The organism is Streptomyces sp. DSM 40868 (genome assembly GCF_011820545.1).
Taxonomy (GTDB): Bacteria; Actinomycetota; Actinomycetes; order Streptomycetales; family Streptomycetaceae; genus Streptomyces; species Streptomyces eurythermus.
This window is the reverse complement of the sequence record NZ_CP050504.1, coordinates 427577-450467: the sequence shown is the minus strand read 5'-3', so window position 1 is coordinate 450467 and position 22891 is coordinate 427577. Positions and strand designations below refer to the sequence as shown.

The 22891-nt window shown below is 72.9% G+C and carries 21 protein-coding genes; 9 read left to right on the top strand and 12 right to left on the bottom strand.

Going from position 1 to position 22891, the window contains the following annotated elements; all coding sequences use genetic code 11:
* Positions 1-123: 123 nt before the first annotated feature.
* Complete coding sequence (locus HB370_RS02085) at positions 124-603, bottom strand: MarR family winged helix-turn-helix transcriptional regulator (RefSeq protein ID WP_030795319.1); 480 nt, start codon at positions 601-603, stop codon at positions 124-126.
* A 63-nt stretch (positions 604-666) separates the two neighbouring features.
* Here HB370_RS02085 and HB370_RS02080 point away from each other — a divergent pair, with 63 nt between their 5' ends.
* Complete coding sequence (locus HB370_RS02080) at positions 667-1047, top strand: tautomerase family protein (protein WP_030795322.1); 381 nt, start codon at positions 667-669, stop codon at positions 1045-1047.
* A 32-nt stretch (positions 1048-1079) separates the two neighbouring features.
* On the opposite strand, the gene HB370_RS02075 is transcribed toward HB370_RS02080, so the two are convergent.
* A complete protein-coding gene (locus HB370_RS02075; RefSeq protein ID WP_037703524.1) occupies positions 1080-1790 on the bottom strand; it encodes a helix-turn-helix domain-containing protein in 711 nt (236 codons plus the stop codon).
* A gap of 66 nt (positions 1791-1856) precedes the next feature.
* On the opposite strand from HB370_RS02075, the gene HB370_RS02070 reads away from it, so the two are divergent.
* Together HB370_RS02070 and HB370_RS02065 are read left to right on the top strand one after the other, a co-directional pair.
* Positions 1857-2486 carry a flavin reductase family protein gene (locus tag HB370_RS02070; protein ID WP_030795328.1) on the top strand — a complete coding sequence of 210 codons (630 nt, stop codon included), beginning with the start codon at positions 1857-1859 and terminating at the stop codon, positions 2484-2486.
* A 575-nt stretch (positions 2487-3061) separates the two neighbouring features.
* The gene (locus HB370_RS02065) at positions 3062-3475 is read left to right on the top strand and encodes a lytic transglycosylase domain-containing protein (RefSeq protein ID WP_030795707.1); all 414 of its coding nucleotides are present in this window, start codon (positions 3062-3064) and stop codon (positions 3473-3475) included.
* A gap of 69 nt (positions 3476-3544) precedes the next feature.
* On the opposite strand, the gene HB370_RS02060 is transcribed toward HB370_RS02065, so the two are convergent.
* Positions 3545-4585: an alpha/beta hydrolase-fold protein gene (locus HB370_RS02060; RefSeq protein WP_208974501.1), complete on the bottom strand. Its 1041-nt coding sequence runs from the start codon at positions 4583-4585 to the stop codon at positions 3545-3547.
* Positions 4586-4878: 293 nt separating this feature from the next.
* Between HB370_RS02060 and HB370_RS02055 the strand changes: the two genes are divergently transcribed.
* A complete protein-coding gene (locus tag HB370_RS02055) occupies positions 4879-6069 on the top strand; it encodes a DUF4185 domain-containing protein (RefSeq protein WP_030787458.1) in 1191 nt (396 codons plus the stop codon).
* Positions 6070-6124: 55 nt separating this feature from the next.
* On the opposite strand, the gene HB370_RS02050 is transcribed toward HB370_RS02055, so the two are convergent.
* Positions 6125-8473, bottom strand: a complete 2349-nt coding sequence (locus HB370_RS02050) for a helix-turn-helix transcriptional regulator (protein ID WP_030787451.1) — start codon at positions 8471-8473, stop codon at positions 6125-6127.
* 192 nt (positions 8474-8665) lie between these two features.
* Here HB370_RS02050 and HB370_RS02045 point away from each other — a divergent pair, with 192 nt between their 5' ends.
* The 4 genes from HB370_RS02045 to HB370_RS02030 all read left to right on the top strand — a co-directional run bounded on the left by HB370_RS02045 (position 8666) and on the right by HB370_RS02030 (position 13816).
* A complete protein-coding gene (locus HB370_RS02045; RefSeq protein ID WP_030787449.1) occupies positions 8666-9736 on the top strand; it encodes a BTAD domain-containing putative transcriptional regulator in 1071 nt (356 codons plus the stop codon).
* Positions 9733-10431: a DUF6585 family protein gene (locus HB370_RS02040; protein ID WP_030787446.1), complete on the top strand. Its 699-nt coding sequence runs from the start codon at positions 9733-9735 to the stop codon at positions 10429-10431. Before HB370_RS02045 ends, HB370_RS02040 begins: the two co-directional genes overlap by 4 nt.
* A 45-nt stretch (positions 10432-10476) precedes the next feature.
* A complete protein-coding gene (locus tag HB370_RS02035) occupies positions 10477-10707 on the top strand; it encodes a hypothetical protein (protein WP_030787443.1) in 231 nt (76 codons plus the stop codon).
* 163 nt (positions 10708-10870) lie between these two features.
* Complete coding sequence (locus tag HB370_RS02030; RefSeq protein WP_030787440.1) at positions 10871-13816, top strand: hypothetical protein; 2946 nt, start codon at positions 10871-10873, stop codon at positions 13814-13816.
* Positions 13817-13914: 98 nt separating this feature from the next.
* Here the strand turns inward: HB370_RS02030 and HB370_RS02025 are convergent, their stop codons facing one another.
* Both HB370_RS02025 and HB370_RS02020 read right to left on the bottom strand, forming a co-directional pair.
* Positions 13915-14421, bottom strand: coding sequence for a GNAT family N-acetyltransferase (locus tag HB370_RS02025; RefSeq protein ID WP_030787438.1), 507 nt, complete (start codon positions 14419-14421; stop codon positions 13915-13917).
* 93 nt (positions 14422-14514) lie between these two features.
* The gene (locus HB370_RS02020; RefSeq protein ID WP_030787435.1) at positions 14515-15654 is read right to left on the bottom strand and encodes a serine hydrolase domain-containing protein; all 1140 of its coding nucleotides are present in this window, start codon (positions 15652-15654) and stop codon (positions 14515-14517) included.
* Positions 15655-16076: 422 nt separating this feature from the next.
* On the opposite strand from HB370_RS02020, the gene HB370_RS41640 reads away from it, so the two are divergent.
* Positions 16077-16265 (top strand): hypothetical protein, encoded by a 189-nt coding sequence (locus HB370_RS41640; RefSeq protein WP_244405354.1) that lies wholly within the window; start codon positions 16077-16079, stop codon positions 16263-16265.
* Here HB370_RS41640 and HB370_RS02010 read toward each other — a convergent pair.
* The 6 genes from HB370_RS02010 to HB370_RS01985 form a co-directional block, all read right to left on the bottom strand.
* Entirely contained in the window at positions 16234-16836 is a 603-nt protein-coding gene (locus HB370_RS02010) for a dienelactone hydrolase family protein (RefSeq protein ID WP_030787432.1), read from the bottom strand. The two genes, HB370_RS41640 and HB370_RS02010, sit on opposite strands and share 32 nt — an antisense overlap.
* Before the next feature lie 508 nt (positions 16837-17344).
* Positions 17345-17611, bottom strand: a complete 267-nt coding sequence (locus tag HB370_RS02005; RefSeq protein WP_030787428.1) for a hypothetical protein — start codon at positions 17609-17611, stop codon at positions 17345-17347.
* Positions 17612-17729: 118 nt separating this feature from the next.
* The gene (locus HB370_RS02000; RefSeq protein WP_030787424.1) at positions 17730-18737 is read right to left on the bottom strand and encodes a DUF5914 domain-containing protein; all 1008 of its coding nucleotides are present in this window, start codon (positions 18735-18737) and stop codon (positions 17730-17732) included.
* A complete protein-coding gene (locus HB370_RS01995; RefSeq protein WP_030787421.1) occupies positions 18734-19765 on the bottom strand; it encodes a phytoene/squalene synthase family protein in 1032 nt (343 codons plus the stop codon). The genes HB370_RS02000 and HB370_RS01995 overlap by 4 nt, the downstream gene beginning before the upstream one ends.
* Positions 19762-21459 carry a phytoene desaturase gene (locus tag HB370_RS01990; protein WP_030787418.1) on the bottom strand — a complete coding sequence of 566 codons (1698 nt, stop codon included), beginning with the start codon at positions 21457-21459 and terminating at the stop codon, positions 19762-19764. The genes HB370_RS01995 and HB370_RS01990 overlap by 4 nt, the downstream gene beginning before the upstream one ends.
* Positions 21456-22751: a polyprenyl synthetase family protein gene (locus HB370_RS01985; RefSeq protein WP_051815993.1), complete on the bottom strand. Its 1296-nt coding sequence runs from the start codon at positions 22749-22751 to the stop codon at positions 21456-21458. Before HB370_RS01985 ends, HB370_RS01990 begins: the two co-directional genes overlap by 4 nt.
* Positions 22752-22891: the final 140 nt, after the last annotated feature.

The window sequence follows — 22891 nt, the reverse complement described above, 5'->3', positions numbered from 1 at the left end:
CGGCACCGAACGCTGCCGGTGAGCCGGATCAGCTGTGCGGGCGTGCCGGAGCAGGCCGGTCCTCGCGTAGGGGCTGTGGCGGGAGGCCGTGCTGTGCCCGCTCCATCAAGAACGCTGACGCGGCTACGCGCCCCGGTGCCGGCTGCCCGCACGCTCCAAGGCGGCCTCGTAGGCGTGCAGGGCGGTGATGACCGTGGCGCGTTCCGCGGGGGTAAGACCCCGCATGACGCTTTCCCAGGCAGAGGCGCTGCCGGAGAGCCATTCGCCGATCGGTGCGGCGAGGGCGGGGGAGATGGCGATGATGCGGCGGCGGCGGTCGGCGGGATCGGCAGTGCGCTGAAGCACGCCCAGTCGTGACAGCTCGCTGACCATGAGGCTGACGGTCGTCGGGGCCACCTCCAGTCGGGCGGCCAGGTCGTTGACGCTGGTGGGGCCGTCGTACTCCAGGTGGGCCAGCAGCGCGAGATGCCGCGGCGCCAGGTCCATGCCCTGGAGCGCCGGAGGGATGGGCAGGCGCTTGGCCCGGCCGACGAGCCGTGGCATGAGCAACAGCAGGGTGCGGACGGCTTCGTCCACGGCTGGACCGTTCGATTCCGTGGACATGAGCGACCTCTCCCATATACCTTTAAAGACAAAGCCTTTGGACTCAAAGGGAACGAGGCCACTATGCCGCATCTGACCGTCCACCTTCCAGAGAACAGGCTGGCCGGTAAGGAACCCGTGCTCGTCGCCGCACTGACCGACGCGATCGTCGACGTCTACGGCGAATGGGCCCGTGACCTCGTGAGTGTCCGCCTGGCCGGAGTCCCCGCAGGCCGCTTCGCGCAGGGCGGCAAGGCCGGGGACACAAACGCCTCGGTGATCATGGGCGTCCGCGCCGGTGTCTTCGAGCGCCCCGACGCCACCGAGATCACCGCGCGCCTCGGCACCGGGCTCACCGACGCGATCGCGCGCGTCGCCGGCGAAGACCTCCGCGCCGGCACCATGGTCGAACTCGTGGCGTCACCCCCGGAACGGACCTTCGTCGGCGGCGCTGTGGCCGTGTGACGTCGTCGGACGCGTCGGGCGGGAAGAACACCTCAGCGATCCGTGAGTGCCTCGTCGGTCAGGCATAGGTGGCGGCGGAAGGCGTCGCGCCCCCGGTCCGTCAGCCGCACGAGACGGGAGCCGTCGGCCGGCACGAGCCAGGACTCCCGGACCGCGTGACGGAATACGGCCGCGGCGACAGCGCCTGCCACGTGCAAGCGCCGCTCCGTCCAGTCCAGACACGTGCGTAGGTGTGGCGTCGCTTCCTGGGTGATGCCTGTGTCCGCGAGCCAGGCGGCACCCGAGGGAGTAAGAGCGGGTCCGAAGTCCCATTCCAGGAAACCCTGTTCGGTCATCGCGTCGGTGATCGCCACGGACAAGGAGCCGCCGAGATGGTCGTAGCAGATGCGGGCGAAGGCCACGGCACGGTGCCGGCGGGCGGCAACGAGGGAGCGGACCGGGGTGAGCCGCTGCGGCGCCCGGGCGGCGAGGACTTCGATCAGATCGGCGACGGAAGGGTCCGCAAGGCGCACATAGCGGTGCCGGCCCTTGCGTTCCTCGGTCAGCAGGCCGCCGGTCACCAGCCGGTTCAGATGGCTGGTCGCCGTGGACGGTGCGACCCCCGCGAGCCGTGCCAGTTCCGTCGCTGTCCATGCCCGGCCGTCGAGCAGCGCGAGACAGAAAGCGGCGCGGGTACGGTCGGCCAGCAACGCCCCCAGGGCGGCGAGGTCCGGTTCCTTGGCATACATGTCGGGGCTGCTCACGGCACCATTGTCAGCAGCCGATGTTTCGACACACACCGAAACGTCCTGCCCCTAGCGTCTTCAGGCATGACGACTGACACCCACCGAGTGGTCCGGCCGAGCATCCTCTACTTCGGCACGCCCGTGGTCCTGCTGACCACCGAGAACGATGACGGCACGTTCAACCTCGCCCCCATCTCCTCCGCCTGGGCGCTGGGGCGGCACATCGTCCTGGGCCTGGGCAGGGAGAGCCAGACCGCGCACAACCTCGCTGCGCGCTCCGAACTGGTGATCAACGTCGCCTCGCCGGAGCTGTGGGAACGGGTGGAGCGCCTGGCGCCGCTCACCGGGGCCAACCCGGTGCCCGAGAGCAAGCGGGCGGTGTACCGGTACGAGCCCGACAAGTTCGCCGCCTCCGGCCTCACCCCGGCCGGTTCCCACCTCGTGAAGCCGCCGCGGGTCGCCGAGTGCGCGCTGCAGCTGGAGGCACGGGCCCGCGCGCTGACGCCGGGCGGAGCGGGTCTTTTCTTCAGCGTCGAATGTGAGGTGCTGCGCGTCCACGCCGACGAACGCATCGTCGTACCCGGCACGCACCACATCGACCCCGCCCTCTGGAGCCCGCTCATCTACAACTTCCGCCACTACCACGGGCTGGCGCCGGAGGTGGGGCACGGCTTCCGCTCGGAAACCGCGAACGCGGCGACCCGTGCGGCATGACGCCTCCTCGGCACTCAACCGAACGGTGAGCCGGCGACCGGCGGGGCGCGGGGCGGGGGAGAGGCCGGGCCGGGCGCGGTACCGGCGGGCGGCGTGGCACCGGCGGCCGCGTCGCGCACGGTGAGCAGACGGCTGCCCCGGACGAGCGCCTGGCGGGAAGGGGCTTCAGAACCTCAGCGTGCCGCGTTCGAGACCGCGGTCACATTCGACGGCCCCGGACGGTGACCCAGCGTACGAACCCGGGCGCGTGGCGTGTGCGAGTCGGTGAAGGACCCCACATGACGCAGGTCACCTACGACCCGACATCGTTGTTCCTTTTGTCCGATTCACCCCCTCCCGCACCCCTCCCGACCTGCGGATTGAGGCGCACGCCACATACTTCGCATCCCTCATGGATCCGGTCACCACTAGTAAAGGGGGTCATTGCGGGCACCTTCCGGGCCTGCTTATCTGGATGACGTCGCCAGGCGCCACGAGCCCCGCAGCGGGCCGCGGCGCCGACGTATGCGGATCGCCCCTCACGGTGGTCCACCCCATGCGGGCGATCCCCCGTCCCCGAACGCAAGAGGTACTTCGTGACCGTCTCCGTCATCCGCCGCATCGCTTCCCCGAAGAAGGCTCTCACCACCGCCGCCGTGGCCGCCGCCACCGCCGGCATGGCGCTCACCGCCGCTCCGGCTCACGCCGCCCCGGCCCAGGCCTCCTCCGCCCAGGCGATCGCGCACAAGATGATCCCGGACGCCGCGCAGTTCAACGCCTTCAGCAAGATCGTCTCCCACGAGAGCGGCTGGAACCCCCACGCCACCAACAGCTCCTCCGGCGCCTACGGCCTCGTCCAGGCCCTCCCGGCCTCGAAGATGGCCTCCGCCGGCTCCGACTGGAAGACCAACCCGGCCACCCAGATCAAGTGGGGCCTGGACTACATGAACTCCCGCTACGGCAGCCCCGTCAAGGCCTGGAACTTCTGGCAGGCCAACGGCTGGTACTGAGCCGACAGCACCCCATGACGCATCCGCGCCCCCGCCCACCCGGCGGGGGCGCTTCGCGTGTGCGTACCGTCAGGAGGCGAACGCCCGCTCCAGCCTGGGGATCAGGTCCCGCAGATCCTGCTCCCAGCAGCCGCCGTTGTGGCCGCCGTTGCACTGGGTGCCCCAGGCGGAACCGTCGCCGTAGTCGACGTAGTGGTACGGCATGCCGAGCGCGTCCATGCTGTCCTTGACGTGCTGGGCCGCGCCTTCGAGCCAGAACTCCGGTTCGGTGGGTACGCCGCCGCCGTTGCCCACGTAGATGGAGACGCCGATCCCGGCCAGCTTGTCCATGTGCGCGGCCGGATCGACCTCGTTCCACCGCCAGTCGGCGTTGAACACCGGGTAGGGCGAGCCGAACAGGGCGTCGCTGTCCACGCCGGGTTTGTAGGGCGAGTTGTCGGGGTCGCAGGCGCCGGAGGACGAGCCGCAGATCGCTCCGAGCGCGTCGGTGACGGAGGCGACGACGGCCAGCCGCAGGTCCATGGACCGGACCGACAGGTCGATGTCCCCCGACAGGGACGCCGTCTGGCTGAACAGGTCGGGCCGGACCTGCGCGTAGTGCAGGGCACCGAACCCGCCCATGGAGACACCGGCGACGGCCCTGGCCTTCTTGGTGGGGATGGTCCGCAGGTTCGCGTCGACGAACGGGATCACCTGCTTGAGGTGGAAGTTCTCCCAGTTCTGGGCGCCGAGCCGCGTCTTCTGGTTCAGCCAGTTGGCGTACCAGCCCCGGGCGCCGCCGTCCGGGATGACGGTGATCATCGAGTCGGACATGGTCAGCGCCGCATAGTTCTGCCGGATCGGGTCGTCGGGCGAGCCGTGCAGGAAGTACAGCACGGGGTAGCGCCTGTTCGGGTCGTCGTAGTAGCCGCTCGGCAGGATGATCTTGATGTGGTGCTTGCCGGTGACCTCCGGCGTGGTCACCGTGATGGTGAAGTTCGTGGGACCGCCCACGGCCGTGTCGACCTGCGTCAGTCCGAACCCGTTCGTCAACGGAGGTGGTGCGGTGTCGTCGGCGGCCTGCGCGGAACCGGCCGACAGGGCCAGGGCCAGGGCGACGGCGGTGACCATCCCGGTCACCGTCAGTCGCAAGCGGTTCGATGTCCTTGCCACAGCGTGGCCTCCTCGTGAGTACGGGCGGTGTCTCCCGGACACGGTCACGCTAGGGAAGGCCGGTGAAATTCCCATGACACCGCCGTGCGGGTGCGGCGGCCGGGACCGGCGAGTGACGGCTCTCCGGTGGCTCCTCCGCCGAGACTCCAGGAACTCGATTCCGTTCGCTGAACCGGCATTTCATCGATTTTTCAACGCCCTCCGCCAGGATGAGCCAGCCACCGCGGCCGATCGACCCCGAAGGGACCACCATGCCCGATTCCGCCCACCCCGACCGCCGTCCGCCCACCCGCCGGACCCTGCTGAAGGCCGGCGCGGGCGTCGCCCTGACCGCCGGTGCGCTCGGCGGCTCACTCGCCGCCGCCCCGTCCGCCGTCGCGGCCCAGAACGGCGCGCCGCTGTGCGAACAGCCGGGCGACTCGGCCCGTGCGCAGGGGCTGGGGTCGGGCGATCTCGCGATCCCCTACCACCGGGAGCACGACAACACCTGGGGCTATGTCTTCGGTGACTCCTTCAGCGAACCCGCGCTGGGAGGGGAGTACCTCGGCTCCCCGGTCATGCTGAACCAGGGCTCCTTCGACGCCTCCGGCTCCACCCCGATCTCGTTCACCTGGGCCATGCCCACGGGGGGCGGCGCCCGGCAGCTCTTCGACTACCGGCACAACGCCGACAACGGATACGGGTTCGAGGTCAGCCGCATCCCGAACGACTGCATCGAGTTCGGCGGCCGCACCTACATCCAGTACACCTCCGTGGAGGTCTGGCAGCCGCCCGCGGGCTACGACGGTTCGCGGATGTCCGGCGTCGCCTACTCCGACGACCACGGCGTCACCTGGCACGACTACCCCTACCACTGGGCGGGGGACACCCAGGGAGTCAACCAGTCGCTGTACGGCATGTGGTCGTTCGCGGGCATCGACCCCGACGGCTGGCTCTACATCTTCTCCAAGCGCTGGAACGGCAGCCACGTCAACACCGGTGACGGCGGCGCGATCCAGCTCTTCCGCATCCGGCCGGAGGAGTTCCGCGCCGGCAACTTCGGTGCGCAGGAGAACTGGGCCTACCTGGACGGCCGTTGGCAGTGGACCCGCGCGGTCCAGCCGTCCGTGATCCTCTCCGGGAACAACATCGGCGAGTTCTCCGTCAAGCGCATCGGCGGCACGTACTGCATGAGCTACTTCGACGTCACCGACTACTCGATCCGCACCCGCACCGCCCCCCGGCCCGACGCCGTGTGGAGCGCGCCGAAGACGCAGATCGCCGGCGACACCGCCTGGCCGCCCGACCACTGGGGCAAGCCCCAACTCCCCTTCCTCTACGGCGGGTACATCCACCCGGGCAGCGCAGGCCCCACCTCCCTGACCCTGATCGTCTCGCAGTGGAACGGCCGCCCCCACGAGTCGCCCTACCGCGTTCTGCAGTACGACGGCATCAACCCGTGAGCCACCCGCCCGCACGCGCCCCTGGAAACCCGGCCCGGAGGGCGGCCCCGCCCGTTCATCCTCGTCGGCGGCTCCGCGCGAGCCGGCTCTGCAGCCGGGCGTGACGGAACTGGTACACCGCACCCGCCTGGCGGAGGACGCCGCGCTGGTAGGCGTCGTCCAGGAAGGCGGCGGCGGCCCAGGGAAGGCGTCCGGTCAGCGGCAGCCAGATGCGGGCGAGCAGACACCACTGGCCCCAGGCGGTCAGGGTCAGCGTGTAGCCGAGCGCGCCGCCCAGACCGCTGATGGTGCCGAGCATCAGACTGGTCATGGGGTCCGTGGCGAGCCGGCCCAGGTGCCCTTGCAGCAGATCCACCACCAGCCCGGCCCCGAGCCCGACCGCCGTGCCGAACACGGGTGCCCAGAAGCACAGTCGGACGAGCACCGTCCGGCGGTCGGCGCGCAGGACGCTGCCGGGGCTGACGGCGGAGACGATGTCGCGGGGCGTTTCGAGGAGGCCGAGGAGGCAGAAGGAGAGCCCCGCGGCGCCGCCGAAGACCAGCCCGAAGAAGATCGCGTTGATCAGCCCGTTCTCCAGCACCAACGCCGGCCCGGCACGCTGGCTGAGCGCGCGCAACAGGCCGACCATGAACCCGTAGGCGCAACCGAAGAACGCGCCGCCCAGAGTGCCGATCACCAGCCGGGGACCCGCCCGCCACGTGGTGGTGTCCGGCCGGCCGCGGATGCGCAGCCGCACAGCGGACGGCTGGACGTCCTTGCCCGTGACCGTGTACGTGAACCAGTGCACCAGCCCGAACATGAGTCCGGCCAGCAGGCCGACGATCGTGCCGTCCAGTACGCCGCCGGCCAACGAGCCGCTGAAAGCGGCGGACATGGCGCCGTCGACCAGCCCGATGACCAGCGCGGTGACGAGTGCGGTGACCAGAGTGCGGGTGGAACCGCGCAGACCGTGGCCGAGCCGCCACCAGGCCAGGTCCGGAGTCTTGAGTTCCGTCAGATGCCGGGCGAGATGCCCGAGCCAGCGCTGGACCCGCTCGGGCTCCCAGCCGCGCGCCCCCGGCCGGGAGCGGCGATAGACGGTCGGCAGAAAGTTGTCGAGCAGGTGCTCCTCCAACTCCCGGACACCCAGGAATAGTTGGGTATCGAGCAGCTCGGCCGGATCGTGCTCCGGTGTGTCGCTGTAGACGGTGCGGGCGAGCGCCACCATCAGCGGCGTCGAGAGGACCGTGGCGAGCGGGGCCGGTGACCCGTCCGGCGAGGGCTCGCGCAGCTTCTTCAGCACGGGCTGCCAGGCGCCCGCCGCCGGGTCCGAGCGGTCCGTCTTGCGGGTGGTGCGGGGCAGATAGTCGTCCAGGTCGTCCAGGGTGAGATCGGTGAGCTCGATCGGCGCGGCCGAGGTCAGCACATCCGTCTCCGCGACCGCGGCGGCGTACTCGGCGGGGCGACTGGTGAGCACGAGCGGCAGCGTGGTGGCGTTGAGGGCCTCGAGCGCGGGGCGGCGCAGCCCGTCGGCCATCTCGTCGAAGCCGTCCAGCACCGGCAGCACGCGGCCGGAGTCGACGAGCGCGGAGGCCAGGCTGACCTTGCCGGGCCCCGGAGCGGCCGTACCGGGATGGTCACGCGTCAACTGCTCGGTCAGCCAGTCGCGCAGGGTGACGGCCGTGGGGTCCCAGGCGCCGATGCTGAAGATCACCGGGACGGGCTCGGCGGGCGTCCGCGTCCTCAGATGGTCGAGGACGAAGCGCAGGGTCAGGACCGTCTTCCCGGACCCGGACCTGCCGAGGACCACCAGCCGCCCGGAGGGCACGCTCCGGTAGGTCTCCGCGATGCCCTCCAGCCGGCCGCTCAGATCCAGCGGGGCGCTCGGGGCGCCCGGCGGGAGGCGGCGGATGTTGGCCCAGTGGTCGGTGAGCGTCTCGCAGGCGGGCTTCCAGCGGACCGGCAGCGGGTACGGGTCCTGGATCCGCCGCTGCTCCTCCTCGCGCTGCCAGCGGGCCGCCACCGCCTTCGCGAGCTGCTCGGCCGCCTCCGCCGGCGCGGCCCGCACCGCCGACGGAGGCACCGCGGGCGTCGCCACGGCGGGCCCGCCCGCTGGTGCCGCGCCCACGTCGGGCCCGCCCGCTTCCGCCGCGCCCGCGTCCGGAGCGCTCGCTTCCGCCGCGTCCGCGCCGCCGCCTCGGAATCCCGGGACGGCAGCACCGAGTAACTCCTCGCGGTCCTCGCCGCCCAGGGCGAGCGCGTCGGCCAGCCGCCGCACCGTGGTCATCCGCGGGTTGCCGCGCTTGCCGGTCTCCAGGCCGCGGATGGTGCTCACGCTGACACCGGAACGCCGCTCCAGCTCCTCCTGGGTCAGTCCCGCCTTCTCACGCAGCCGGCGCAGCACCGCGCCGAACTCACCGGCCACAGGCCATGGCCCTTCCCCCTTGAATTGTCCGTTTCCGCAGGTCGGGACTCTAGCGCGGCCACCGGTCACATATGACCGGTTGAATGCTCTGTCCACATTTCCTGCACGACGGCCAGCCTCGACCACATCGACGTGAGCGACCGGGGCGAGGGGATCGACCGGTCCAGAGAACCCAGAGAACAGGGAGTGGCCATGCCGACGACGACCGCGGGCAGGTGCGACCGGGGCGTCACATGCCTCACCGCCGAGGAACGCGAAGTGCTCTACGCGCTCGGCTGCGGCCTGGGAGACGCCGAGATCGCCGCCGCCCTGACCCTGCCCGAACACGTGGTGGCCGAACGGCTCGGCCGCGTGCTCGGGAAACTGGGGCTGCGCGACCGGGCCGCCGCCATCGTGCACGCCTTCGACTGCGGGCTGGTCCGGCCGGGACAGGGACCGCGCCGGCCGCTGCCGGGGAACACCGCCGCACGCCGGGCCGGCACCGCAGCCGATCCCTGGCTCCAGGTGTCGGTACTCGGCCCGCTCCGGACGACGCTCGCCGGCCGGCCCCTGGACATCGGCCCCGTGCGGCAGCAGGCCGTACTGGCGGCGCTCGCCCTGAGCCCGAGCCCTTCCGTCAGCCGGCCACGCCTGCTGGAGGACGTCTGGGGCAGGGAGATGCCGGACGGCAACGTCGTACCCGTCTACGTGTACCGGCTGCGCAAGATCCTGCGCCTCGGGGAGCGCCCGGACTCGGTGATCCGGCGCGACCGGTACGGATACGGACTGGTCCAGGGCATCGCCGAGGTGGACGCGCTGTGCGTGGACGACCTGGCCGGCCGGGCCGAGGAGGCCGAACGCACCGGCGACCTGCCGGAGGCCGAGCGGCTGTGCGCCCGGGCGCTTGAGCTGTTCCGCGGCGAGCCGCTGGCCGCACTGCCCGGGCCGTTCGCCGAGTCGGAGCGGGTGCGGCTCGTGCGGCGCAGGGTCGCCCTGGCACAGCGGAAGGCGGACTTGCAGCTGAGGCTGGGCCGACGCGCGGAGGCGATCACCGCGCTGTCCGCCCTGGCGCTGGAGGAACCGCTGAACGAACCGGTCGCCGCGCTGCTGATGCGGGCGCTGCGGCACGACGGCCGGCGGGCCGAGGCCCTGGCCGTCTTCGACCGCACCGCCCGGCGCCTGGCCGACGACCTCGGGGTCGCCCCGGGCGACCTGCTCCTGCGCGCCCGGCGGGCGGCACTGCTCGGGGCGGACGCCGGCCCGGACCGGGCGGACGCGGCGTGAACGGGCCGGCGGACGACCGTGAGCGCGCCGAGGAACTGCTGTTGGCGCGGATCTCCGCGACCGCCGGGCGGGCCCATCTGGGCAGACGACGCGTCACCTACCGGGCGCCGTCCACCGAGCCCCGGCGGCGCCGGCCGGCCACCGTGCGGATGCGGCGCCTGCTGCGCGCCGGCAGGGGACCGTCCGGGAGCCCCGGCGCCCGGCTGGACCTGTACGAGCACGGTCTGACAGCCGCCTCCGGCCGGCGGATCCATGCCGTCCGCTTCGATACGACGGTGGTGCGCCGGTGCACGGTGCTCACCTCCCGCGGCGTCACCGGCGCCCTCGTGCTGGTCGACGTCCACGGCGAGCGGGTCGTGCTGCGCCGCGGCGATTTCGCCCGGCCGCAGGAGTGGTGGTCCGCGATCTGCGGGGCCGTCGTCGCCGCACAGGCCCCACGGGCGCTGGCCGCGCTGCGGCAGGGCGCGCGGCTGGCCTTCGGCTCCCTGTGGGTCACCGCGGACGCCGTCGGTTCCGCCCGGACGTCCCTGCGCTGGACCGAGGTCCGGCGGATCGAGGTCCGCAACGGCTTCGTCACCGTCCGCGCCGACGGCCGCCGGCTGGTGTGGGCGTCCGCCGCGTCCGGCATCCCGAACCTCTGCGTCTTCCGGTCCCTCGCCGAACACCTCGCCCGCGCCGGGCGGGACGACGACTGAACCAACGAACACCGAACGACCAACGACCAGAAAAAGGAGACAGTCATGGCCGACAGCTACCGCTACCGGTGCGGTGAGTGCGGGCACCACACCTCCTGGGGGAGCGAGTCCCAGGGGGAGAACGCGATCGAGGCGCACTACCGCAGCCGCCACCCGGCCGTCGTCCCCGGCGGGATGGTCGAGTTCCGCAAGGGATCGTCCGGCGGCGGTGGCGGCGGATGCCTGCTCGCCCTGGGCATCCTCGTCATCATCCTGATCATCGCCTCCCGGCACTGATCAAGCGGCCGGTATACGGCGCAAACCGGACCCGGGACGTCCGAACCCGCCACCCTGGGCACCCCCGACATTCTTGGGGTTCCCGGGGTGCAGCGGCGCCCGGGTCTGGGTATTCCCATCGAACTCGATGTTCGATGAGGTCGATGCGACGGGGGCGGAGCATATGGGCAGACGGGTCTGGACAGGCAGCGCCGGGGTGGAGGCCGCCGACGCGGTCTTCGCGCTGATGAGACGGCTCATCGACGGTTACCGGGCGAACCCTCCGGTGACCCCGCTGGTGGTGCTGCAGGCCACCGAGGAGGACGAGACCGGCACCCTCGACCGACGGGTCGCCCAGGTGGTGGAGTTCGTCCGCCAGAGCCAGCAGCCGCGGGGGCTGATCGCCAAGCGGCTCGACGGCGGGGGCGGCCCGGACCCGTACTCCTCGGCCGTCGACATGGTGCGCCAGCTGTGCGAGCACTCCTGGGACAACGCACGGCAGTCGCAGTACAAACCCTTCAGCTTCCCGCGTTCCCGCCTGCTGCGCGCCATCGAGCAGGCCGCGCCCGAGGTCGGCGCCGGGGTCACGACGGTGTGGACGGCGGCGGAGCGCCGCGAGCGTCTGCTGCGCCGGCTGGCCGAGCTGCGCTGGCGTCCCGACGGTGGCCCCGGCGGCGAGGAGGGCCGGCGCCGCGTTCCGGCACTCGCGCAGACCATCGGCGCCGTCGTCAACCCCTCCGGTTTCGCGGGTGCCATGTTCATCGCCTGCCTCAGCGTGCTGCTGGGCGAGGGCGGCTGGCGTACGGCGTTGTGGGGCGGCGCCCTGGCACTGACGGCGTTCGGCCTGGTGCACCTGCTCGCGCGCAGCGCACCGCCGCTGCTGTGGTTGCGCCGGGCCACCCGCTGGTTCGCGACGACCACCTTCCTGGCCCCGCTCAGCGACCGGCCGGCCGCCGCCGACTGGTCGCGCTGGCGGCCGGCGAAGTCCTGGGAGACCATCCGGGGCCGCGCCTTCGCCGTCGCCCAGCAGGTGGTCGCGGCCCAGGCGGGCGACGCGACGGCACGTCAGTTCCACCTGGAGTTACGTGTGCTGGCGCTGCTGGAGGATCTGCGCGAGAACTTCCGCCCGCGGGCGCTGGACCTGCGCCGCCGCAAGCGCACCGTGCCGCCCGTGGTGTATCTGCCCAGGATCACCGAGGAGGACGGCGGTCTGCTCCTGCTGCGCACCATCAGCGACGTGCGCAGCCGCCGCAGCGAGGTCGATCCCCTGCTCGTGCTGGCCGCGGTCCCGGCGGCGGAGCGCCTGCGGCCGCAGGTCCCCGCCGTCCCGGAGCCGGCCGCCCTGCCGGGCCGCTCCCACGCCGACGACGAGGAAGAGGCCTTCGGAGCGGACGCCAGGTACCAGCGGTGGGTGACCAACCTCAGCGCCGGCCAGTCCCCGGGCCGGGCCGCCACCCTGCCGTGGATCCTGTACATCCCGATGCCCGGCGACGAACTGCGCCACCGGCACTCCGCACAGCACTCCACCGACCGCATCCGCCGGACGCCCGCCTGGCTCCTGTGGTCCCGGCCCTGCCTCGCGGTGCTCCTCGCCCTCGGCCTGGCCGCGGGCTTTCTCGGCAACCACTACCTCGCCGGACGCTACTGCGAGGGCCGGCTGCTCGGCTCCAACACCGACTCCAACCTCTACGACGGACGGTGCGTCGGCGTCGCCACCGGGAACGTACGGCTCGCGCAGGGCAACGCACTGAGCCTGTCCGGCGCCGGCAAGGGCGTCACCTTCGACGCGGTGGAGCGGGCGATCAGGGCCGAGAACGCGGCCATCGGACCGCGCGACGCCCATGTGACGATCGTCTACGCCGGCCCGGTCACCGCCGCGAAGCAGGCCGACACCCGCAAGGGGCTGGAGGAGATCACGGGGGTGTACCTCTACCAGCACTACGCCAACGTCAGCACCGATCAGCCGACCAAGATCAAGGTCCTGCTCGCCAACGCCGACCAGAACATGCTGCACGTGGTGCCCATGGCCCGGCACATCGCGGACCTGGCGCGCCGGGACCGCTCCATCGTCGGCGTCGTGGGCATGGGTCGCGACACCACCGAGACCGAGCAGGCCGCCCGCATCCTCAAGGGGGCCGGTCTGCCCGTCGTGAGCACCACCAACTCCGGCAGCCACCTGGCACGCAGGCTGTCCAACTGGTTCGGGCTGGCCGCCACCGACGAGGAGGAGGCGAACGCCCTGCTGGTCGTCGCCCGTCAGCTGGCCGCCCGGGAGAAGGGCGCCCGGGGCGCCGTGCTGTCCCGGTCGGTCGGCAGCGAGAAGGACTTCTACACCACCGAACAGGCCAGGGTGGGCAAGCAGATGCTGGCCGAGGCGGGCTTCGCCCCGGCGCCTCCGCGGACGTACCGGCTCAGTGCCGAGGGCGAGCCCGAACTGACGACCCCCATCGGCGAGATCTGCGGCAGCCGGACCGTCCCGAAGGCCCTCTACTTCGCCGGCCGGGTCGAGGACGTGCCCAACCTGATGTCCCAACTCGGCTCCACCCCCGGCTGTTCGGGACGCGGCATCACCGTGTTCACCGGCGACGACCTCACCAAGAGCAACTACGAGGAGGGTGAGGCCCTCCGCATCCCCGACGAGGTCACCCTCTACCACTTCGCCCTCGCCCCCATGGACCTGGCGGCGACGACCGGCTTCTACATCGACGCCCACCGCGTCCTCATGGGATTGCTGCCCGCCGGGGCACGGCGGACGGCGCTCGCCGATCCCGCCCGGCCCTGGACCGACGCGCTGTTCTCCAACGGGCAGACGGTGCTGTCCTACAGCGCCACGGCCGTCCTGTACCGGGCCGCGCGGAACGGGGACGTCCCGCAGACCGCCGCGGAGACCTGGGCCGACCTGCGCTGGCACCCCGTTCCGAACCTGCCGGTCGGCACGGTCGGCTTCGCCGGCAGCCGGCCCTACGCCGACCAGCGCGGCCACGGTTACGGGATCGTGCGGGTGAGCTACGACGGCGGTGAGGTGCGGTCGGAGAACGTGTGCGGGCGGCCCGCGGGCAGCGAGGCACCGCTCATCGCACCCCCCGGCCCCAAGGAAGCCGACCCGCACACGATCTGCCGCCTGCGCTGATCCTGAGCCGCCTCAGCGGTTCACGGGCGGTGCGGTGACACCGGGGCGGTGCGGTGGACGGAGCGGAAGTGCCCTGCCCGCGCCGGCCGCCCACGGCGTCACAGCTCCCTGCGCATGCACACGCGCGGCCACCGGTCCAGGCCGTGGGCCGCCTCGCGCTCTCGGATCTCCCGCAGGCCAGGCGTGAGCATGCTCTCGGCCAGGATCCGGAAGCCGCAGCGGGTGTAGTAGGCGGCGTTCCACGGGACGTCGGCGAACGTGGTGAGGGTCAGGGCGGGCACCTGCCGGCTCCTGGCGTGGCCGGCCAGATGCTCCAGCAGGGACCTGCCCACCCCGCGCCGAGCGCTGCCGGGGTGCACCGAGACCTGCTCGACATGGAAATTGCCGTCGACGAGGTCGGCGATCAGGTAGCCGACCGGGGTGCCGGCCGCGTCGACCGCCACCCAGGCCCTCCCGTCGCGCCGGTACCGGGCGAGCTCGTCCAGCGGAAGCGGCTCGTCCTCGGCGATCTCCGGCATGCCTATGTCGTGGAACCGCTGGCCGGCGGCCCTCTCGATGTCCTGGAGAAGGGGCAGCTCGCTCACATGAGGGAATCGAATGCGCATGCGCTCATTGTCCGGAACGCAGCGCCCGTTCCACGGGGCGACTCCCAGGGAGACTCGCCGTCGGTGCCGTCGGTGCCCGCGTGGTTCGGCCGGTCAGAGCGCGCAGAAGGCGTCCCGCATCGCCTTGTCGGTGTCCGTCTGGCCCCGGGTCGGTGCCTGCAGGTGGTATTCGGTGTTGGCTTCCAGCACCTGCTTGTCGCCGTCGTCGTCGGCGTACCACGTGCTGAAGTAGCCGAGCACGGCCCCGTTGTGGGACCAGACCCACTGGCCGCACGGCAGTTGGAACCGGCTGATGCCCAGCCCGTAGCGGATGTCGCCGCTCCCGGTGGCGACCGTGGTCTTCAGCTCGGCCTCCTGCGCGGGCGGCAGCAAACGACCGCCGAGCAGCGCCCGGGTGAAGGTGGCGAGGTCGTCCAGGGTCGACACCATCGCGCCTGCCGAGCCCATCGCCTGGACGTTGGAGACCGTGACGTCCGTGAGCACCATGCCGAGCCACCCGTACGCGTAGCCGTGCAGGTAGTTGCCTCGCAGGGCCGGGTCGGAGGTGGGGAAGAAGGTGTTCCGCAGGCCGAGCGGCTCGATGATCCGCCGGGTGACCTCGATCGCCGGGTCGTTGCCCGTGACCGCCTTGATCACCATGCCGGCCAGCACGTAGTTGGTGTTGGAGTACGCCCACTTCTCGCCCGGCTCGGCGGAGGGCCGCCGCAGCGCGAGACCCAGGTCCACGAGGGTCTGCGGCGGCCAGGCCCGGGCGGGCTCGCGGTTGGAGGCGTAGGAGTTGTAGAACGAGGTGTCGTGAACGAAGTCCGGGAGGTCGGAGGTCTGGTTGAGCAGCTGCCTCAAGGTGATCCGGCTGCCGTCATAGCCGTTGGCGTCGACGGCGCCCGGCAGCCACCGGGCGACGGAGTCGTCCAGGGAGAGCCTGCCCTCGGCTTCCAGTTGCAGCAGCACGGTCGCGATGAACGCCTTGGTGTTGCTGCCCATCCGGAACTGCGCCTGCGGATCGGCGGGCACCTTGGTGGCGGTGTTGCCGGTGCCCGCCGATACGTACTGCGCGCTGTCACCGGAGCGGACCAGGCCGACCACGCCGGGGTAGCCGTCGGCGATGCCTTTCTGCGCGCCGGACTGCAGGATGCCCGCCGCCGTCGGTGTATCGGCGTGGACCGGGGCGGCGGCGGTGAGCACCGCGAGCGTCAGCGTCGCGCCGACGGCCATCAGACGTACGGATTTCATGAGACCTCGTCTCGTCACTGGGTGGCCGTGAAGGCCGCGCCGGGCGGTGGTGCACGGCGCCGTGGCGAGCCTCGGGCAAGAGCGGCCCCGCGAACAGGTCATTCGACCGGCCATATATGACCGGTCGTCACCGCAAAGCGTGTGCCGGCGCGTTGACCTGCACGGGACGTCCCGAAAGAAAGACCGCCCGCCGCGGGGGCGGACGGAGCGGGGGCATGGGAGGCTCCCGTCGCGGGCCGCAGAGAGTGCACCAGCGCCGCAGGTGACGTGAGCGGGCAGCGCCGCCCAGGCGGCCACCAACCGCGCCGGCCACGTTCGTGTCAGCGGTCCTCTCCCAGAGCGGAGAGTCCTGCGCCGGCAAACCCACGGCGCCGAAGACCCGGGCCTCGGCCTCCCGTTCGAACCGGACGGCGGGATCAGTGATGCGCAGTCCGGAGGCCAAGGACCAGATGACCTACCGGGGCTTCCTCGCCGACCTCATGACGGCCGAGCACGACGACCGTGCACGGAGCCGCCCGAACGGCGGATCACCGGCACCGGCACCGACTCCTACCGCCTCGCCGGCACTGCTGGCGCTCATCAGCTTCGGGCTGCTGTTGATTCCCTGCTGATGCGGTCGAGGAAGCCGAGCACCCGATGGTTGACCTGCATCGCGGCCTGTTCGTCGTAGGACGGCAGACTGCTGTCGGTGAACAGGTGCCTGTCGCCGGGATAGAGGAACAGCTCCGCATCCGTCACCGTCTTGACCACTGCGCGGGCAGCGTCCGCGTCCCCCTCCCCGGCGAAGAACGGATCTGCGTCCATGCCGTGGATCTGAACCGGGACGTCCTGGGGCCAGGCCGCACCGAACTCCGAGACAGGGACGCACGCCTCGAGCAACAGAGCACCCTTTGCTCCGGGGCGAGTCTGAGCCAGCTTCTGCGCCGGCAGGACGCCGAGCGAGAAGCCGACATAAATGAGGCCCGCAGGCATCCCCTCGGCGGCGTCGGCTCCGCGCGCGATGATCGTGTCGAACCCGACACTCTCGGCATGGGCGGCGCCCTCCTCGAGGCTGCCGAATACCTGCCCTTCGTACAGATCCGGAGCGTGGACGGTGTGTCCGGCCCGGCGCACCTGCTCGGCGAAACTGCGAACGCCGGCGGTCAGCCCGTGTCCATGGTGGAAGACCAGCACCTCAGCCATGTTGCTCCCCTCGTACCGCGCGCCCGGGTGGCGCCGCGGCACGAGTATGGACCGCAGCACTGACATCCCCGGGCCTGGGCCGGACAGGGTCAGGCCGGTGGCCACTGCTGGGTGAGGCGAACTTCCAGGAGGCTTCGCCGGTCTGGGAAGCGCAGGTTCGAGCGGGCGGCCCGCGTCCGCGGCGACAGGGCCGACTCCAGCCGTGACAACCACGCTTACCTGCGCCAACGGGGGATCAAGGCGACCATGGCCCGGCCCGACGGCCGGCGGGCCGGCCGCAGGCGCAAGAGCCGGGCCGGCGGGCGTGCGCGTCCGCCGGCTTCCGGGGTGAGGCCCAGTACTGCCGCCGCAATGCCGTCGAGCGATGTGTCAGCAAGTGGAAGCAGTACTGGGCGGTGGCCGGCCGGTACGACAGGCGCGACCACGTCTTCAACGGCACCCTGGCCGTCACCGCGATCGTCATCCGGCTCCGGGACACGGTCCAAGAGCCATCAGAAGCGCCCTGGTGTCAGCCGGCCTCGCGCAGTGGATGGACGGTGCCGGTGAGGGTGCCGTCCTGCTGCTCGTAGTGGGACAGGGCGAGGCCGAGGCCGAAGAAGGTGGGTGCCCATTCGCCGACGAAGAGGCCCCAGCGGTCGGCGCGGGCCAGACCGGTGCCCGGCTCCATCTTGAGGGAGCCGGCCCACGAGGCGACGCTCAGGCCGATGGAGGCGAAGGCGGCCATGTAGGCGTGTTCACTGCGGATGCCCATGTCGTGCATCTTCTGGATGATCATCGGGCGTCTCCGTTCTTTCGGATGTCCCTGCTGGAGTAACCTCCCACTATCGTCCTATTCATCACATCTGCCCTATTTGGGGGTGGGGATCGGCACGCCCCGCGCTCCCCGCGGCCGCTCAGCCCGGAAAACGGCCCGTGGACCGCAGGAGCCAGCGCCGCTCCGCGTAGGCCAGGTCGTCCCGCCACAGGCGGCCGGCCGTGGCGCGTACCAGGGGTCGCAGCAGCGGTGCGGCCCGGCGGGCGGCCGCGAAGCCCGGGCGGGCGGAGACCGCGAGCACCGCCTCGATGACGGCGGTGCGGGGCCGCCCGGCCCCGTCCGCGCCGAGCGGGGTGGCGTGGGTCTCCACGACGGACCCCGCGCCCTCGCCCTCGCAGACGCGCATGACGACCGTACGGGGGCCGGGCGCGGTGAAGACGGCGCGGACCGGTACGACGATCCGGCCCGCCACCTTGAAGGACACGTCGACGGTCAGGGCGTCCGGACCGTCGTCCACCGCGCCGGCCGGGTCGCCGGGGGCGTCCACCACGGTCAGATCGACGAACGCGTACGGGTGCAGCCACGCCCCGTGCCACGGATCGAGCCGGTTGGCCACCACGTCCTCCGGCTCACAGACACCCACGCCGGTGTAGACGGCCGTCAGGGCGCGCGCGGGCTCGGGCCGGGGCGGTACGACCGGTGCGTCCAGGGGCTCCTCACCGCCCACCGCGTCCAGCCGCGCCCACACCAGCACCCCGTCGTCGTGCACCGGCAGCGGCGACCAGCCCGCGTACGGGTCGCCGTCCAGGGCCAGCCCGTGCCAGTGGCACACCAGCGTGCCGCAGCGCACCGGACTGTCCCGCAGCGGCGCCCCCAGGTGCGGGCAGATCCCCGGGCCGCCGACGGGCCGGCCGTCGGGCCCCCGCCACACGACGATCTCCTGCCCCGCCACGGTCCGCGCCAGTTTGCCGTCCCCGCGCAGGGCCCGGGAGGCGCCGACGACGTACCAGTTCCCCGACGGCCGCGTCCGCGCGCGCTTCAGCGCCCCGGCGATCAGCGCGGGCCGCGCCTCGCGCCACGTGGGCCGCTGCCCCTCCCACGGCACGGCACCGCGGCGCAGCGAAAGCGGCAGGCGACGGCGGCTCACGCGACGCCCTCGGGGGAGGGGAGGGCCGCCGTCGGCGCGAGCGGGGCCGCGGTCAGCGCGCGGGCGCGAGCGGCCGGCCGGTGCGACGGAGCGGTCCGCGCCCGCAGCCGGACCGCCGCCACCCGGACCAGCCCGTCGGCGGCGACCACCGCCCTGCGCCGCCGCGACACCACCGACCGCCGGTGCAGCACGGCGTAGCCGTCCCGGGCGACGGCGTCCAGGATGCCGCCGTACAGGACGGCCGCGGTGCGGATACAGGGCCGGGCCACCGGCTCGAGCAACCCGATGCCGGGCATCGCCTCCCGGTACACCCCGCGGGTCAGTTCCGCGAACTCCCTGAGCGCGGCGGTGATCCGGCGGTCGGGGCGGCTCGTCGCGCGGCTCCAGACCAGCAGTTCCCGGTCGACGCCGTGCCCGGCGAGCAGATCGGCGGGCAGGTAGACGCGTCCGCGGTCCAGGTCCTCGCCGACGTCCCGCAGGAAGTTGCTCAGCTGGAAGGCGACGCCGAGCGCGGCGGCGTACGGCTCGGCTTCCTCGCGCGGGGCCACCGTGCCCAGTACGGGCAGCATCTGGAGCCCGATCACCGCGGCCGAGCCGTGCATGTACGCGCGCAGGTCGGCGTAGGTGGGGTAGCCCGTCACGACCAGGTCGGAGCGCATGGCGGTCATGAAGTCCCGGAAGTGGGCGTGGTCGATGGCGTAGCGGCGGGCGGTGTCGGCGAGCGCGCGCACCACCGGCTCGCCGCTGCCGCCCTGCCGCAGTCCCTCCGCCAGTTCCTCCTGGAGCCGGGCCAGGGCCCGCACCCGTACGTCCGTTCCGGTGCCGGGGTCGAGGGAGTCGACGATGTCGTCGGCCCAGCGGGCGAAGCCGTACAAGGCGTGCACGGCGGGCCGGCGTGCGACGGGCAGCAGCCGGGTGGCGAGGAAGTAGGTCCTGCCGTGGCGGGCGTTGAGGGCACGGCAGCGGTGGTAGGCCGCGCGCAGCGCCGGATCGTCGATTCCCGCCGCGTCCAGCTCTCGATCGGTCATCCGGTCCTGCCTTCGGTCGCGGGGGCCGTGGGTTCGGCCGGGGGGCTCCCCGGCGGCGGGGACTGCCGTGCGGCAGCCGGAAAGTCAGGGGAGGCGGCCGACGGTTCCCGCGCGGGGGCTGGACGGCGCCGGGGAGGTTGCTCATGCGCCCGCGGGGCGGCCCGTACGCCCGTGGGGGCCGGGGAGGGGCGCGGGCGGCTGCCGCCGCGCCCGGGTACGCCCGTGACGCGGGCCGCGGCCAGCTTCCCCGACAGCAGCACGGTCGGCACACCGACGCCGGGCGTGGTGCCGCAGCCGGCCAGGACCGCGTTCTCCGTGCCGCGTACCAGGTTGCGCGGCCGGAACGGCCCGGTCTGCGCGAAGGTGTGGGCGGCCGAGAAGGGGGTTCCGGCGGCGTGCCCCCGCGCGTGCCAGTCGGCCGGGGTGACCAGGCACTCCTCCTCGATGGCGGCCTCGATGCCGGCCAGTCCGCGCCGCTCCAGCTCCCGCAGCAGCGTGTCCCGGTAGCGCGGACCGAGGTCGGACCAGGCCGCGGGGCCCGGGCCGAGGTCGGTGTTGGGGCAGGGGGCGAGGATGTAGTGCAGGTGGCGGCCGGGTGGCGCGAGAGCGGGATCGGTCGCGGTGGGGCGGGTGACGAGCAGCGAGGGGTCGCTCATCAGGCGTCCGGCGCGGGTGAGTTCGTCGAAGGTGGTGTGCCACGCCGCGCCGAAGGAGATCGTGTGGTGGGCGAGGTGGGGCCAGGTGCGGTCCGTGCCGGCGTGCAGCACGACCGCGGAGGGGGAGTGGCGCAGCCCGAGCGGCCGGCGCGGCGCGCGGCCGAGCAGCCGGTAGGCGACGGGCAGGTCCGGGGTGAGGACGACCGCGTCGCACGGGATGCGGCCGGCGTCGGTGACGACGGCCGTGACCCGCTCGCCGGACCGCTCCAGGCGGGTCACCGGCTGCCCGAACCGCAGCTCCGCCCCGGCCGCGGCGGCCGCCTCCGCCATGGCCCGCGGCAGGGCGTGCATGCCGCCCCGGGGGAAGTACACGCCGGCGACGGTGTCCATGTAGGCGATCACCGCGTAGGCGGCCAGCGCCCGTGCCGGGGGGACACCCGCGTACAGGGCCTGGAAGGAGAACACCCGGCGCAGCCGCTCGTCGCTCAGGAAACGGCCGATCCGGGCGTCCAGGCGGCCGAAGCCGCCCAGGGCGGCCAGCCGGACGAGATCGGTGTGCAGCAGACCGAGCGGCGAGTCGAAGTCGGCGTCGATGAACCGGCGCAGCTGCGCCCGGTACAACCGCTGGAGCCAGTCGCGCAGCCGCAGGTATCCCGCCGCCTCCGCCGCCCCGGCGAACCGCTCCACCTCCGCGGCCATCGCGTCCGCGCCGCTGTGCACGTCGAGGCTGCTGCCGTCCGCGAAGCAGGCCCGGTAGGCGGGGTGCAGGGGGATCAGCTCCACCCGCTCGTACAGGCTTGTCCCGACGGCGGCGAACGCCTCGTCGGCCAGGTCGGGCATGGTCAGCACGGTCGGCCCGGTGTCGATCCGGTAACCGGCCAGGTCCATGCGCCCGGCCCGGCCGCCGGGCAGCTCCTCGCGCTCTACGACCGTGACCCGGCGGCCGGCGCCCAGCAGGTGCAGCGCCGCCGACAGCCCGGCGAGTCCGGCACCGACGACCACCACCCGGTCCGTGGGACCGGGCACGGTACGCGTCACCGGTCACCCCCCATGCCACCGGCGGCAGGAGCAGCGGGACCTACCGCGGTGTCCGCTTCCGGCCGCGCCCCCGCCGTGGCGAGCAGCAGCTCGCGCAGCGGCCCGGCGCCCTCCGGATCGAGGTCGGCGCCGTCGAAGTGCCGCAGCCCCTGCCCGGCCAGCCGGTCCACCTCGGCCTCCACGGTGGCGCGCGCGCCCGTCGCGACCAGCACGTCCCGTACCTCGTTCAGGCCGCGCCCGGTGAGGGCCCGGTCACCGAGCCACCGGTCCAGCACGGCGAGCGCGGCACCGTCACCGGCGGCCTCCGCCCGCGTGCGGGCGAGCGCGACCAGATACGTGGGCTTGCCCTCGCGGATGTCGTCGCCGCACACCTCGCCGGTCACCCGCGGGTCCCCGAAGACGTCGTCCAAGTCGTCGCGCAGCTGGAACGCCATGCCGACACAGCGTCCGGCGTCACCCAGCCGGCGCAGCGTCACCCGGTCGGCGCCCGCCACGGCGGCTCCCAGGGCGAGGGGCCGCTCGACCGAGTACAGGGCGCTCTTCAGACAGGCGGCGCGCAGCACACGGGGCAGCGACCCCACCCCGGTGACCTGACCCTGTACGTCCAGGTACTGGCCCGCCACCATCTCCGTGCGCATGTCGCTCCACAGCCGTCGCACCACCTTCCCCGTCCCCGGTGCCAGCGGTGTCTCCGCCATCAGATCGTCGGCCCAGGCCAGCGCGAGGTCCCCGGCGAGGACCGCCGCAGACTGCCCGAACCGCTCGGCCCGTTCGGGTCCGACCCGGCCGGCGTACCGGTCGGCCAGGTCCGTGTGCAGCGCGGGCCGGCCCCGCCGCAGTACGGCCCGGTCCATCACGTCGTCGTGGACGAGCGCGCACGTCTGGAGCAGTTCCAGGGCGCCCCCGATCCGCAGGGCCGCCGTCGCGGACGCCGCGTCCCGGCCGGCGCAGGCCCGGAAGGCCCACCACAGCAGCCGTGCGCGCGTGCGCTTGCCACCCTGGAGGGTGAAGCGTGCCACCCGTTCGGCCAGTTCCCCGCCGGACAGGGGGTCCGTCAGCAGTGCGCGGCGCAGCCGCTCCGCCAGCACCTGGCCGAGCACCCGGCCGATGGCGCCGGGTACGTCGGCGTCGATCCGCCGCACCTCGGCGGGCCCGCCCGGCACGGGAACGCTCTGGCGGACGCGAAGTTCCTCCCCGTCGTCGGCCACGGGCCCGTGCGGAAGCGACCCCACGGGCCCGGCCGTGCCCGGCGGCGCCGTCGCCGGGTGGTCCTTCGCGGGGACAGGCCGCATCCCGGTTTCCCTCGCGTGGGCAGGCCGCATCCCGGTGTCCCTCCGTCGTGTTCGTACCGTCGTGCCGTCACCCGTCCGCCTGCGCGCGGACGGATGCGTGAACGCCCCACGCGATCGCCGAGACCACCGGGGACCCGCCC

Bases quoted from the DNA above. Each gene is read 5' to 3' on its own strand.
- HB370_RS02080 (WP_030795322.1), top strand. From the start codon at position 667: ATGCCGCATCTGACCGTCCACCTTCCAGAGAACAGGCTGGCCGGTAAG.
- HB370_RS02020 (WP_030787435.1), bottom strand. From the start codon at position 15,654: ATGAAATCCGTACGTCTGATGGCCGTCGGCGCGACGCTGACGCTCGCG.
- HB370_RS02055 (WP_030787458.1), top strand. From the start codon at position 4,879: ATGCCCGATTCCGCCCACCCCGACCGCCGTCCGCCCACCCGCCGGACC.
- HB370_RS02060 (WP_208974501.1), bottom strand. From the start codon at position 4,585: ATGGTCACCGCCGTCGCCCTGGCCCTGGCCCTGTCGGCCGGTTCCGCG.
- HB370_RS02005 (WP_030787428.1), bottom strand. From the start codon at position 17,611: ATGATCATCCAGAAGATGCACGACATGGGCATCCGCAGTGAACACGCC.
- HB370_RS01995 (WP_030787421.1), bottom strand. From the start codon at position 19,765: ATGACCGATCGAGAGCTGGACGCGGCGGGAATCGACGATCCGGCGCTG.
- HB370_RS41640 (WP_244405354.1), top strand. From the start codon at position 16,077: ATGCGCAGTCCGGAGGCCAAGGACCAGATGACCTACCGGGGCTTCCTC.
- HB370_RS02085 (WP_030795319.1), bottom strand. From the start codon at position 603: ATGTCCACGGAATCGAACGGTCCAGCCGTGGACGAAGCCGTCCGCACC.
- HB370_RS02035 (WP_030787443.1), top strand. From the start codon at position 10,477: ATGGCCGACAGCTACCGCTACCGGTGCGGTGAGTGCGGGCACCACACC.
- HB370_RS02045 (WP_030787449.1), top strand. From the start codon at position 8,666: ATGCCGACGACGACCGCGGGCAGGTGCGACCGGGGCGTCACATGCCTC.
- HB370_RS01985 (WP_051815993.1), bottom strand. From the start codon at position 22,751: ATGCGGCCTGTCCCCGCGAAGGACCACCCGGCGACGGCGCCGCCGGGC.
- HB370_RS02010 (WP_030787432.1), bottom strand. From the start codon at position 16,836: ATGGCTGAGGTGCTGGTCTTCCACCATGGACACGGGCTGACCGCCGGC.
- HB370_RS02030 (WP_030787440.1), top strand. From the start codon at position 10,871: ATGGGCAGACGGGTCTGGACAGGCAGCGCCGGGGTGGAGGCCGCCGAC.
- HB370_RS02025 (WP_030787438.1), bottom strand. From the start codon at position 14,421: ATGCGCATTCGATTCCCTCATGTGAGCGAGCTGCCCCTTCTCCAGGAC.
- HB370_RS02070 (WP_030795328.1), top strand. From the start codon at position 1,857: ATGACGACTGACACCCACCGAGTGGTCCGGCCGAGCATCCTCTACTTC.